General features: G+C 64.4%; 15 protein-coding genes and 2 pseudogenes. 10 read left to right on the top strand and 7 right to left on the bottom strand.

Going from position 1 to position 12,087, the window contains the following annotated elements:
• Positions 1–198: 198 nt before the first annotated feature.
• From AB0J64_RS50940 to AB0J64_RS50925, 4 genes are all read left to right on the top strand, one after another.
• Positions 199–633 carry a hypothetical protein gene (locus tag AB0J64_RS50940; RefSeq protein ID WP_364044539.1) on the top strand — a complete coding sequence of 145 codons (435 nt, stop codon included), beginning with the start codon at positions 199–201 and terminating at the stop codon, positions 631–633.
• Between the two features lie 77 nt (positions 634–710).
• The gene (locus AB0J64_RS50935) at positions 711–866 is read left to right on the top strand and encodes a hypothetical protein (RefSeq protein WP_364044536.1); all 156 of its coding nucleotides are present in this window, start codon (positions 711–713) and stop codon (positions 864–866) included.
• A 283-nt stretch (positions 867–1,149) separates the two neighbouring features.
• Entirely contained in the window at positions 1,150–1,653 is a 504-nt protein-coding gene (locus tag AB0J64_RS50930) for a hypothetical protein (RefSeq protein ID WP_364044533.1), read from the top strand.
• A 99-nt stretch (positions 1,654–1,752) separates the two neighbouring features.
• Entirely contained in the window at positions 1,753–1,953 is a 201-nt protein-coding gene (locus AB0J64_RS50925) for a hypothetical protein (RefSeq protein ID WP_364044530.1), read from the top strand.
• 965 nt (positions 1,954–2,918) lie between these two features.
• Here the strand turns inward: AB0J64_RS50925 and AB0J64_RS50920 are convergent.
• The 3 genes from AB0J64_RS50920 to AB0J64_RS50910 form a co-directional block, all read right to left on the bottom strand.
• The gene (locus AB0J64_RS50920) at positions 2,919–3,380 is read right to left on the bottom strand and encodes a DUF6461 domain-containing protein (protein WP_364044591.1); all 462 of its coding nucleotides are present in this window, start codon (positions 3,378–3,380) and stop codon (positions 2,919–2,921) included.
• On the bottom strand, positions 3,361–3,552 hold the full coding sequence (locus AB0J64_RS50915; protein WP_364044527.1) for a DUF6461 domain-containing protein: 192 nt from the start codon (positions 3,550–3,552) through the stop codon (positions 3,361–3,363). The genes AB0J64_RS50920 and AB0J64_RS50915 overlap by 20 nt, the downstream gene beginning before the upstream one ends.
• Positions 3,553–3,888: 336 nt before the next feature.
• Positions 3,889–4,116, bottom strand: a complete 228-nt coding sequence (locus AB0J64_RS50910) for a hypothetical protein (protein WP_364044524.1) — start codon at positions 4,114–4,116, stop codon at positions 3,889–3,891.
• Positions 4,117–4,414: 298 nt separating this feature from the next.
• Between AB0J64_RS50910 and AB0J64_RS50905 the strand changes: the two genes are divergently transcribed.
• The 3 genes and pseudogenes from AB0J64_RS50905 (at position 4,415) to AB0J64_RS50895 (ending at position 6,885) form a co-directional block, all read left to right on the top strand.
• Positions 4,415–5,560 carry a S1 RNA-binding domain-containing protein gene (locus AB0J64_RS50905; RefSeq protein ID WP_364044521.1) on the top strand — a complete coding sequence of 382 codons (1,146 nt, stop codon included), beginning with the start codon at positions 4,415–4,417 and terminating at the stop codon, positions 5,558–5,560.
• A gap of 21 nt (positions 5,561–5,581) precedes the next feature.
• Positions 5,582–6,229 (top strand): annotated as a pseudogene (locus AB0J64_RS50900) (IS256 family transposase); the annotation flags it as partial.
• 2 nt (positions 6,230–6,231) lie between these two features.
• Positions 6,232–6,885 carry a hypothetical protein gene (locus AB0J64_RS50895; protein ID WP_364044518.1) on the top strand — a complete coding sequence of 218 codons (654 nt, stop codon included), beginning with the start codon at positions 6,232–6,234 and terminating at the stop codon, positions 6,883–6,885.
• A 431-nt stretch (positions 6,886–7,316) separates the two neighbouring features.
• On the opposite strand, the gene AB0J64_RS50890 is transcribed toward AB0J64_RS50895, so the two are convergent.
• The gene (locus AB0J64_RS50890) at positions 7,317–7,703 is read right to left on the bottom strand and encodes a hypothetical protein (protein WP_364044515.1); all 387 of its coding nucleotides are present in this window, start codon (positions 7,701–7,703) and stop codon (positions 7,317–7,319) included.
• A gap of 111 nt (positions 7,704–7,814) precedes the next feature.
• Here AB0J64_RS50890 and AB0J64_RS50885 point away from each other — a divergent pair, with 111 nt between their 5' ends.
• Positions 7,815–8,045 carry a hypothetical protein gene (locus tag AB0J64_RS50885; protein WP_364044512.1) on the top strand — a complete coding sequence of 77 codons (231 nt, stop codon included), beginning with the start codon at positions 7,815–7,817 and terminating at the stop codon, positions 8,043–8,045.
• A gap of 93 nt (positions 8,046–8,138) precedes the next feature.
• Here AB0J64_RS50885 and AB0J64_RS50880 read toward each other — a convergent pair whose 3' ends face one another.
• Positions 8,139–8,657: a hypothetical protein gene (locus AB0J64_RS50880; RefSeq protein ID WP_364044509.1), complete on the bottom strand. Its 519-nt coding sequence runs from the start codon at positions 8,655–8,657 to the stop codon at positions 8,139–8,141.
• A 195-nt stretch (positions 8,658–8,852) separates the two neighbouring features.
• Here AB0J64_RS50880 and AB0J64_RS50875 point away from each other — a divergent pair, with 195 nt between their 5' ends.
• Positions 8,853–9,281 (top strand): hypothetical protein, encoded by a 429-nt coding sequence (locus tag AB0J64_RS50875; protein WP_364044506.1) that lies wholly within the window; start codon positions 8,853–8,855, stop codon positions 9,279–9,281.
• 3 nt (positions 9,282–9,284) lie between these two features.
• Positions 9,285–10,295: an IS1380 family transposase gene (locus AB0J64_RS50870; protein WP_364044588.1), complete on the top strand. Its 1,011-nt coding sequence runs from the start codon at positions 9,285–9,287 to the stop codon at positions 10,293–10,295.
• A gap of 18 nt (positions 10,296–10,313) precedes the next feature.
• On the opposite strand, the gene AB0J64_RS50865 is transcribed toward AB0J64_RS50870, so the two are convergent.
• Positions 10,314–10,979, bottom strand: a complete 666-nt coding sequence (locus AB0J64_RS50865; protein WP_364044503.1) for a nitroreductase — start codon at positions 10,977–10,979, stop codon at positions 10,314–10,316.
• A 56-nt stretch (positions 10,980–11,035) separates the two neighbouring features.
• Positions 11,036–11,930: pseudogene (locus AB0J64_RS50860) on the bottom strand (IS5 family transposase).
• Between the last annotated feature and the right edge of the window lie 157 nt (positions 11,931–12,087).

Below are 12,087 nucleotides of genomic sequence, written 5' to 3'. Positions count from 1 at the left end.
GGCCAGAAGCGGCCGCCATCGGCACGGACGATGTCCTTCTCCGGGTGCCGATGGGTGACAGCCGTACGACAGAGATCAGGGCTTGAACGGGCCGCCTCGCCAGGCTTGAGCTGGCCCCCATTCATATCGGGCATCGGCAGCGGCACGATTCCCTGCAGGGAATCGCGATATCGCAGGAGGGTCTGCACAATGCTGTGCATGAGCAACCCACTCCATATCAAGCAATTGGCCGACCGATATGTCGCCCAGTGGAACGAACCCGATCCGGCGGCGCGGGCCGCGCTCATCCGCGAAGTGTGGGCGCTTGACGGGGTCCAAGTGCTGGTCGACCCGCCGCAGGAGATCCGTGAGGCCGCCGCGGCGCTGGCGTTTCCGGTGCCGCCGTTGGAAGTCCGGGGTCACGACGCCTTGAACGCCAGGGTGACCCGTGCCTACGAGATGTTCGTCGCGTCGGGCGAACACGTCTTTGAGCGCGCCGAAGAGGCGTCCCTCCTGATGCCCAACGTGCTCAGCATCCGGTGGACGATGGTGTCGACCCACACGGGACAGGGCGTCGGCGGCGGCCTGGAGATCCTCGCCCTGGACAGCGATGGCCGGATCCGCACCGACCACCAGTTCATCAAGGTGAATTGACGCGCTTCACGAGGATTATCCGCGCGGAGGATGTTCCAAAGCACCGCAGACCCGGCGCCACGTGAGCGTGGGTGGTGATGCTGCGCGAGATGATCGAGGCGACGGTCAGCGACGGCAGCCGGCCTCGCTTCGGTCCCGGCGACCTGGTACTCGCCGCCGACACCACAGGAATGGGGCACGCCACGACCGGCGTCAGCGACCCACCGTTCGAGGCGCTGTTCATCCCCGCCTGACCGCCGACACGAATACGACGCGAGCAGCCGTAGAGCGCCGTTAATGACCACGGACAGCCGGACAACGACGAGAGAGGCCCTTCCCCCGCGTTTCCGCTGGCGAAGGGCCTCTTCTATAACGGGCACGGGACCGTCTGTCCCTTCGTCACCTCGGTGCTCGGTGGGCTGGGGCTGAGGAACGAAGTCCTAGACCTTTGGCGATCATCCCGCAGCTGGAGCGCCTTCGCCGAAGGCAATGAGGCTGGATAACCGAATGTTGCCGTTCGGTCGATATGGTTTGCTCATGCAGATCACTTATCGTCCGCGCTGGTCGCTCGCCTTATTCTCTGGTGGCGTCAGTGCCATAGTGCTCGCTCTTGTTTACTGCCTCCTAGCTGTCGCTCTTGGTTTGCCGGCGGACTCGATCACCGTGGTGGCCGTGGTCCTGAGCATTACGTACCTGGCATTAGTGATGGTGAGGGTTCGACGACGGACCCTTACCGTCACGACGGACGGGATGATCGCTCAGCGCGATGCCTACAAGGTCACCGTGAATTGGGCCGACTTCGTCGACGTGCAATCCAAGCGCATCGGTGGCCTGTACCCAGTCGACGTGATGACCTTCAGCGCAGGCACTGTGGAGCCGATTGACGCGAAAGGGCATCGACGCAAGGCGGTTCCTCCAAAGGTCTACGAGATTGGCGCCGATCGGCGGATTCAAGTAGGCGTCTACATCTCTGACTGGCATATGGAGCCGATCGGCGAGTTGGTCACTCGTCACTCGCCGCCGGCCACGGGAGCCGTATGAGGATCTGGGAGGTCTCGCGCACTACGCGGTCCGCGCAAGCTCGCGCGCGAGAACGGCCCCCTGTCCGCACACGCAGCGTGCGAGCCGGGCATGGGTCGCGTGGCGGCGCAGAGCGCCGCCCTTGACGGCAAGGCAGCGGCCTCCATAACCATCGCCCGCAAACGCGCCGTCTTCCACGCTCTCTTGGAGTACGCGGTGGAGCTGGAGAAACTTTCGGCAAATCCGCTGCACAAGATCAAGTGGAAGCCGCTCAAGACGACGGAGATAGTGGACCCTCGTGTCGTGGCGAATCCGCGCTAGGCGCAAGAGCTGCTGACCGCGGTGACCTCAACCGCCTATACCGAGGTCTGGCAGGCTGCTCGGCTCCCGGCTTTCGCACCCGCCCAGGTCGCCTCTCCGCGGAAACGCGCTCAAGATCATTGCACGTATATTGGTAGACCAGCGACAACAGCCCGCTCACGGCGGCATCCCGCTGCATACCCCTGAAACGCAGAAGAGGCCCCGAAGGGCCTCTGAGCTGCACTTACTGCGTGTGGCAGGTGCAAGGTTCGAACTTGCGCAGGCTGAGCCGACAGATTTACAGCTCGTGACCGTTCCTACTGCCTCAATGCTTCTGACCTGCGGCAGCCATCTTGTCAGGCCGCCTCCACCAGCAAGATCATTGCACATATATTGCACGGTTCCCCGGACGCCACCGTGAGACGCTGAACCCTGTGGATCAAACCGCTGAGGCAGTCTTCCCAACAGACAAGTTAAGCGCGCTTCGCCTTGGCAGGTCCCTCGTCGCCGTAGTCGAGGCGGGCCGGCCGCAGTATCGGGCATGGATCGAGATCCGCCCACTGCGAACTGATGCCGACGATGCCGCCCAGCGAGAAGGCTGGACACGTAACGACGAGAGGCGCAGCTTCCGGCTGACACACTGCGAATTGTCATCGAGCGTCTTGACAGCTGGGACTACGACATTGGGCGCATCGTCGCCACCGACGAGGCTGACCTCCTCGCCCTGCTCCAAGATTGGGGTGTAGCGCCCGAGCGGTTCGCCTACCCCTGGGACACCGACTTTCCGGCCTAGCAGACGCTTCCGAGGTGGGGCCTGCGGCCGGCGGATCAGAAGTGGATGACCCTTCATGAAAGCCTTTTCATCCTCATCGGCTGCTCAGCCATGCCGGCGGAGAACAGCGTCTCCGTTGAGCCCGCAGGAGCTTGCCGCGAAGTGGCCCACCCTCCGCGGCATACACCTGGAGGGCGCAGACCGTGGGTTCTGCTCACCTACGTCTGGGAACGCCTCCGCACAGGTAGGTGGAGTCCTCCAGCGACTGCGGCGTCATCGTGATCCCGGTGAGGCGCTCGGCCAGGAGGAACGCCGGCCCTTCGTGGGGCTCGGCTCCGCCGATCCGCTCCATGGTCTCTGCGAGTTCGTCCGGCATCTCCTCTGAGTAGCCGTCCTCGTGCGGGAACATGAGCTGGATCTCTCCGTCCTCGATCCAGTGGGAGTAGCCTTCCTGATGCAGGAACTCGAACCGGATCTTTCCGTCGTCGATCCAGTGGAAGTAATCCATGCCCTTGACCTCAAGGTAGAACTGGGAGACGAGACGGGTGCCCGCCGACAGCGGCGTGATGATCTCTTCTGTGACGCCGAGCCCGCCGTTGGCTTCGACGAGGAGTACCCAGTCTCCGACAGCGACGGCACCGAAGGCTTCCTGCTCATCAAAAGCTGGAGTAGGAATACCGGATCAGCTCGTCCAGCGTCATACGAGAGCAGTCTTCGGCCCGAACGCCGAGCCGGGCCACCAGTTCCTCAGACGTCAGGCCGCGGACGTAGGTGAAGCAGTAGGCATCCGCGAGCTCGGGGAAGCGCTCACGGGAGAACCAGGAGCAGTCGTCAGGAGTCGCCATCATGCCGTCATGCTCACAGCACCCATCGACACAATGGCTTCGCCCAGCCTCTGATCTGCGGAATGAGGCGTCGGGGATCAGCCGAAGACGGAGATCATCCCATGCATATCCCGCAACGCCTATCGAGTAGCCACGGCTTCCCTACGAGTCCCTCTTGGTCTCCTCTCTGACGGGCATGCAACCGGCACGAGGGCATGGCTTCTGCTTCCTCGTGGCATACCTGTGCTCGTATGGCCTGGCCGAGGAAGGAACGTCTCCACACGGTCCACGCCGGCTCGGCCGAGCTGGACGTTGGCATGGATGTGCTCGCGCTTTGTGCTTTCCCGCGTGGCAGCGGTCTCAGAGTTTGTACAGCTTGTTGAACGGTGTGGTGATTCGTTCCTGCCGCGATCCGAAATCGACGAACACGGCGATCTCGTCTTCTACAGCTATGACGACGCCGAGACCATACCGATCATGGGTCACTTGGTCGTTCACGCTGAACCGCTCGGCAGGCGGGGCGGGGGGCGGGGGCTTGAAGGGACTTGTGGACAGGTGGCGACGGGGCGCGTCGCTGGCTGACTTCATCCCTACCAGTATGTGCCGCCTGTTGGAACGCTCGCGACAGGACATGGACATAGCCCTAAAAATGACCAAGGTGCGAGCCTGGATCAGCGTCCTGGCCTGGGCTTCGCGCGTGGAGCGGGTGACAGGAATCGAACCCGCGCTGTCAGCTTGGGAACTGCATCGATCACGGTCTGATGAGGCGCTGAGCTGGGCAACGGACCGGTCCTGAGTGACCGTGGTTGACCCTTCGTCACCCGTCCTAACGGCCCTCTGATGGCCCAGCGCTTGCGGCGGGTGACATCACCGCGGTTATGACAAAGTGCGCAGTGTGGACAGGCCGACGAACGATCAAGACATAGTGGAGATCTTGAGGGCGGTTCTGGCCGACGACATCGTCTCAGGGACAATCACGCAGGTGGGACGTCCTCACGGGGCTGCAGTGAGGCTCGATGGGCGGCTGGATCTGGCATCGGCGGGCATCGGGCCTTTGGACGTCTCCTGGTGTCGCAGGTCGGATGAGGTCATTCAGGTCGGCCGGCGCATCACCGCCGAAGTGATCGCTGTCGATGAGGAACGGGAAAGGATCGGCCTGTCCCTGGCCGCGACCGAGAATCCCGAGCTCTGGGCACTCCTGAAAGGACTCCGCCCTGGCGAGGTACTCGGCGGCGAAGTGGCAGACGTGCAGCGGTTGGGTGTGTTCGTGGCGCCGCAGAGCTTGCCGAATTGTTCTCATAGGGATCAGGGCGGCGGCGCGGCGCGCCGCCGCACTCGGCCCTCTGCCGCCCGCCGCCCGGGCGTGCGGCCTGGGGGCCGGTCCCGGCCAACGGCGGCCCGGGCCTACGCCGCCCAGCGCGCCCGCCGTAGCCAATTAACCCGCCGTCCTGGGCGCCGCGCCGCCGCCGTACTCGCCGTAGTCCCTGCACCCCCTGCCCAATTGTCCGGGGCAGGCGCTTGGGACTTCCCCCATGAACGTGAAGGTCTGCAGGGGGCAGGCGAGGCGGGTTGCTCCCGGTCGGAGGGGAACGGTCGGTCATCCCACCCGCCTCGTCGCGCCTCCTCTCTCGGCAGGCAGGTTCAGCGGAATTTCACGTCGCCATTCCCCGGGGGTTGTGCGCTGGTCTACCTGCGGAGTTCGTTCGTGTGGCCGTCGCTTCTTCAATCCGCGTGGACACGCAGTGGCGATCCGGTCACGTCAAACTTAGTAAAACAACTTGTCGGGTGCTGGACGGTCATGATGTCACTAGAGTCCGTGCCACTGAAGTACGCACAGCTTGTGCACACTCTTCAGCGGCGTATCGAGTCAGGGGACTACCCGCCGGGCGCCCTGCTGCCGAGCGAGAACCAACTCATCCAAGAGTTCGGCGGGTTACGTCCCGTCGAGTGGTGTAGATCCGACCTTGAACGGCGCGTCGCCTTCAACGACAAGGGGCCATCGCGTGAGTCTCTGTGTGAAACCGCCAAGTGACACGCAGAGGAGAAGCACACGATGGCCCTGGACCAGTCTGCCCTGTTAGAGATCCTGACGGTACTGAAGAACTCCGAGGCGAGCGAGCGGATCCGGCACGCCGCTGTGACCATCTACCAAGCCCTCATCGAGGCCGAGCTGACCGCGGTCATCGGCGCCGCCCCGAACGAGCGCACCCCGGACCGGCTGGCGCAGCGCAACGGGCACCGGCCGCGCACCCTCACCACCACCGCCGGGGATCTGGAACTGCGGATCCCCAAGCTGCGCACCGGCTCGTTCTTCCCCTCGCTGCTGGAACGCCGCCGCCGGGTCGACCAGGCGCTGTTCGCCGTGGTGATGGAGGCCTACCTGCACGGGGTGTCCACCCGCAAGGTCGACGACCTGGTCAAAGCCCTCGGCGCCGACACCGGCATCTCCAAGAGTGAAGTCTCGCGCATCTGCGCCGACCTGGACGAAGAGGTCGCCGCCTTCCGGGATCGCTCCCTGGCAGGCCAGCAGTTTCCCTACCTGTTCCTGGACGCCACCTACTGCAAAGCCCGGGTGAACCGGCGGGTGGTCTCCCAGGCCGTTATCGTGGCCACCGGCGTCACCGCAGACGGCCGCCGCGAAGTCATCGGCTTCGCCGTCGGTGACAGCGAGGACGGCGCGTTCTGGACCGCTTTCCTGCGCTCGTGACGGAGATGAACGGCTATGTCGTGCCCTGTTTACCATCTGAGCATGGCAGCCTGATTACCGCCTTAGGTGATTTCTCCGCCCGGTGTGGTGACTGTGGTGCGACGTATCCGGGCAACTTCGTCCTCGACCCGGAAGCCCCACCACCGTTTGCCTGGGCGCGTGAGCCTAGGAACAGTCTGTGTTCCTGTGACCCGCGGTGGCCGCAGCTGATGGTCATGTTTCACGGACAGTGGTATATCGGCTACCCGGGCTCAGAAGGTGAGATCGTCGTTAATGGCGCGGAGGAGGGGGCCTGGTGCCGTCAGTGCGGTGCCGACTTCCTCGACGAAATGGTGATTGACCTCGACGACAAGTCACACCTTGTAGATAGCGAGCGCGGCAAGGTCGTGGCCTCGACCGCCTACACCGAGGTCTGGCAGGACGCCCGTGCCCTGGCGCTCACGCCCGCCCAGGTTGCCTCTCCCCTGGCTCGCAGGCCGTACGACCTGAGGCATGCGACCGTCTCCCTCTGGCTCAACGCGGGCGTACCCGCCCCGGACGTAGCTGAGAGAGCCGGGCACGGTGTGGACGTGCTGCTCAGGGCCTACGCCAAGTGCCTCGACGGCCAACAGGAGATCGCCAACAAGCGGATTGAGGACGCCCTCGCATGATCACCCAGCACCACCCCGAAGGGTCCCGGAACGCCACCGGGACCCTTCGCCGTTCCCCGTACTTTCCCACGCCCACCCGATCCGCAGATCTCCGGATCAAGGCCCCCGACCAGGGGAAACGCCCCAAGATCCATTCCGGACATATTCCGGGACCTGCGACAACGGGCCGCTCACGGCGGCATCTGGCTGCACACCCCTGAAATGCAGAAGAGGCCCTGTAGGGCCTCTGAGCTGCGCTTACTGCGTGTGGCAGGTGCAAGGTTCGAACTTGCGTAGGCTGAGCCGACGGTTTTACAGCTCGTGTCTGTTCCTCTCAACTCAATGCTCTGGACCTGCGGTTCCTTCATACCAGAGCGTCACCACTAGCAAGATCATTGCACGCATATTGCACAGGCCCGCCGGACACCCCGGGGGAAGCTAGGCCCTGTGGATCAGACGTTCCTGCCTAGCCCTGCGTCGCTTCGGTTCGTTGAGGGCAGCGGGGGTGTGGTGTGACCGTCGGGGTCGGCAAACTGGAAGGCACACGCACAGTCGAGGGCTTCCTCGGGTGAGCCTGAAGGGTAGCCGCTGGGCAGGAAACTGTCCTGGTAGATGCCCTCGTCAGGAAGGTAAATCGCGAAGCCCCAGGTGTGCAGGACACCTTCACAGCGTAGGCGGCACAATCGCGCGTAGGCACCACCGCGCAAACGCGCCTCGACATAAGCGAATCCGCCACGGAAACGCACGTCGACCCCGGACAACTGCCAGCGCGAACGAGCATGGTCGTTCAGGCGCTGACGCAAGCGATGCTTCATCGACTCAGGCGGATTCTTCGGCATGCCGCTCATCGTGCCCTCCAGGAGATCAACCACGCTGCTCGGTGAGCCAGGGCGAGGAACGAACCCTGGATCGTCGAGCGCCCCCGAGCACGTACGGCGTCCAGCCATGCAATGGCGATCGTAGGGCTGCATCTGTGCGGCGGCGCGGCAACCCCGGTCGGGGCGTTCGACTGGTACGGCGGGGTGGCGTGCGGCGCGGCCCGTATCCCGCCGCCATCCGGGACCGGCCCCCAGGCCGCACGCCCGGACGGCGGGCGGGCGGAGGGCCGGCGGAACCACGCGCTGGAACAGCTCCCACACTTCGTCAGGAACCAGTCGTTGGAGGAACGCATCCACGCATGACCTAACGAACGATCGCCAAACGAGTCACCCTCTTAACACCGGCCACCTAGATCTCTTCAGGTCACCGCCGTCCTGTCCAGCCCATCGGATTGCCTACATGTGTGGCTTGTCGAGGGCGATGATGAGGCGCTTATTGCCGCCGCCGGTGCTGGAGCCAGGCACGGGCGGGGCGAAGTCGTAGACGCCGGTACTGGTGTACTTGACCTGGTCGTTCGGCTGCCAGTAATCCTGAAAAATGTAGTAGAGATGGAATTTATGTGGGCGGCAAGCTTCGTCCGGTGGACACGTAAGGCCATCCTTCCAAACTCGAATGCTCTTCGATATCTCCTCTGCGTTGCCGACCCATGGAACTCGAATGTCGCTGGATTTTGTGCTATGGGCGTCAATGGGACCGAACCAGGAGTTGCTCTCTGCGATATAGAGCCATGCTGGATAGTCCATCGCGTTCTGCACTTCCGTGATTACGGTGACATTCGCCCTGGCCATGGGCGCGGATTTGGTGCCGTGCAGGGATTGGGGTGTGGCGGCGCCGGCGGACGGGAGGGCGGTAAACGCGCCGCCAACCGTAAGGGCTCCTGCCATGGCGATCGAGAGGGTACGGGAGACTCGCATTGCGATCCTTTACTTCCGATACATACAATCTCTACGGATAGTAAAAGCTTGGATACGCAGAGTCAATACGTGTTGGCCTCAGGTATTCAGCTGAGGCGGTAGCTGCGTCTCTAGATCATGAGAAAAGGTGCCCCTGAACTGCAAGGACTCGGGTGTCGAAGCCATATCCGTTGCAGAAGCAGGTGCACCTTTCTGGTGAGTGAGCGTACCGGGTGGGACCGGCGGTTGTCTGTCACCGCCGATGGAAAAGGGCTGGTCGGGCATGCGGGCGCGGTGCTGCTGCAGAAGATCGCCGATCGGGTGGGGTTGACAGAAGCACTCGGCGGGCTGTGGCCGGGCGGGCAGAGCACAAGCTGGCGGGATCGCGCGCATGTGCTGGTCAGCCTGGCCACCGCGATCGTGTGCGGTGCGCGGAGCGTGCTGGAGGCCAAGCGGCTGCAAACCCATCACGCGGCACTGTTCGGGATCGCGCCGTCTGACTCCACCACCCACCGCACGCTGGCTGGTCTGGACGAGGAGATGCTCGCGCGCGTCGCCAAGGCCAGAGCCAGGGTACGGCGCCGGGTATGGGGACTACTGCACCTGCGCCCGGGCGGCTTCCCCTGGTTGACGGTGGCGGGCTAACGGCTGTGCGGGTGGATCGTCATCGACATCGACGCCACCATCATCACCGCCTCCTCCGACAAGAGCGGGGCAGCGGTCACGTTCAAGAAGACCTACGGCTTTCACCCGCTGGCCTGCTGGCGCGCCAACACCCAGGAATCACTGGCGATGCTGCTGCACAGCGGGAACGCGGGGAGCAACACTGTCGCCGACCACCTGCGGGTGCTGAGCGACGCCCTCGCCCAGATCCCGAACGCCGGCCAGGCCAAGATCCTGGTGCGGGTGGACGGCGCGGGCGCCACCCACGACCTGCTGACCCATCTGGAAGCGTTGAACACCGCCCGCCGCACCGTGCGGTATCTGGTCGGCTGGACCATCACCGGCATCGATGAGCAGGCCATCGCCCGCCTGCCCGAAACGGCCTGGGCCGACTCCCTCGATCAGCACGGCGACCTGCAGCAGGGCTATCACGTGGCGGAGCTGACCGGGCTGAACCAGCGTGCCGGCTGGCCGGAGGGAATGCGACTGCTGGTGCGCCGGGTTCGTCCCTCGGCCCGCCATCGCAAGAACCTCACCGCCTTCGAGCAGCGGACCGGCTGGAAGTACTCGATCATCGCGACCAACATCGGCCGCATGTGGGGCATCGCCGGCTCGCACCACCCGCAGTGGCTGGACGCCCTGGCCCGGGCTCACGCCGTGGTCGAGGACCGGGTGCGCGCCGGCAAGGCGATGGGCCTGCGCAATCTGCCCAGCCAGGACTGGACCGTCAACTCCAGGTGGATACTGGCTGCCAATCTCGGCCACGACCTGGACTGCTGGCTGCGCCTGCTGACCCTGCACGACCAGGACGGCCTTGAGCCCGCCGAGCCGGACACTATGCGCTACCGGCTCTATCACTTGCCCGCCCGACTGGCTGCCCACGCCCGGCGCCGTCACGTGCGGATCGAACGCTCCTGGCCCTGGGTCCCGGCCTTCGTTCTGGCCTGGCAGCGCCTTACCCAGCTACCGGCCCTCGCCTTAGGGTCTGTCTCGTAGATCTTGACCGCCTGACGGTCACACTCCGATGAAGCTCACTGTTTCCGTCATGTCCGCACGCTCGGTACGCAGCCGTGGCACGTCTTCCTTCTCGAACCCCACCGAGACACCGCAGAACAGTGCGAGCGTGTCATCGGCTCCGACTATGCGGCTGACGGTCTTGCGATACATCGTCCACATTACCTGGGGGCAGCTGTGCAGCCCTTCCGCCCTCAGCAACAGCATGACCGTCTGTAGGTACATCCCCGCGTCCCCCCACTGCCCGGGCCCCATCGTCCGGTCGAGGTAGCAGAACAGTACGACCGGCGCCCCGAACGCCTCCGAGTTCAAGGCGGCGATCTTCATGGGCCTGTCGGGGTCGTCGCGCTCGATTCCCAGCGCTTTGTACCGCTGGGCAGCAGCGGCGGAAAAGCGGTCCAGATACGGCGAGGTCAGTTCTGCCGGGTACATCGGATACTCCCGCTCATCGCCCGGGTCTCCTGCCAGTGCCCTGGCCGTCGCGTGCTTCTTCAGTTCGGCCAAGGGCTCACCGGCCACAACGTACAGATGCCACGGTTGGAGGTTCCCGCTCGATGGAGCCCGCGTGGCTGCGGTCAACACTCGTTCAAGTACTTCTTTGGGCACGGGCTCATCGCTGAACGCCCGCACGGCCCGGCGACTGTCCACGGCTTCATACACATCCACGTCTTCTCGTCCTCTCACTCATCGACGACCACCTCTCTACCGTCTAGGGAGTGTCGTCATTGAACCGGGTCACGGAGCCAGATCCTGATCGAGGCGACGTCGACGGTGCCCTGGTAGATGCGCTCGCGCTTGTCGGTGCGAAGGGCCATTGCACGGTAGCCCTTCATCTTGTTGATGCACCGCTCGGCGGTGTTGCGCTCCTTATACCGCTCGGCGTCGAACCCAGGCGGTTGCCCGCCCTTACTGCCGCGCTTGAGACGGTTGGCCTGCTGATCCTTCTTGATCGGGATAACCGCCTTGATGCCGCGTCGGCGCAGGTAGGCACGGTTGGCGCGGGAGGAGTATGCCTTGTCGGCCAGTACGCGCCCGGGACGTTTGCGAGGACGGCCCAGCCCGCGGCGCTGGATACGCACACCCTCCAGCACACGCCGGAAGTACGGACTGTCGCCATGCTGGCCAGAGCTGATGATCCGGGCTATCGGACGGCAACGCCGGTCGGCGACCAGGTGCACCTTCGTGCTCAACCCGCCACGCGAACGGCCCAGCGCTTCCCGCCCCTTCACCGGTTTGTGATCTACGCCGTCCCCTTTGACAGGAGATCGGCCGGCGGCCGGCGGCGGGCTCCGGCGGCATGCTGATGGGCACGCACCACGGTGGAGTCCACACTCACCGTCCAGTCCTCGCCTTCGGCCTCGTCACATCCGGCCCGCAGCCCGTCCAAGATTTTCTCCCAGGTGCCGTCCATCGACCAGCGGCGATGCCGGTTATAGACGGTCTTCCAGTTCCCATAGCAGAGCGGCAGGTCACGCCAGGTGATGTTGGTCCGAACCCGGAAGAACACCCCGTTGATCACCGTTCGGTGATCTGCCCACCGGCCGCCCTGCCTCGGGTTGGCTGGCAGCAGGGGCTCCAGCCGTCCCACTCGGCATCAGTCAGATCATGGCGATTCAGGCGATCTTCCACTGGACTGATCTACACCAAACGCCACTAAAGATCCACGGGACACGCCCTAGGAGTCTCCTGAAGATCTTGGTGGTCTTCCCAGGCGGCGTTTGGGGACTCAGACTCGGGTCATGATGGGCCGTTGGAGGGTTCCAGCCGGGCCTGA

The sequence above is a fragment of the Nonomuraea sp. NPDC049695 genome, from assembly GCF_040674955.1.
In the GTDB taxonomy this organism is placed as follows: Bacteria; Actinomycetota; Actinomycetes; order Streptosporangiales; family Streptosporangiaceae; genus Nonomuraea; species Nonomuraea helvata.
This window is presented reverse-complemented; position numbering and strand designations above follow the sequence as displayed.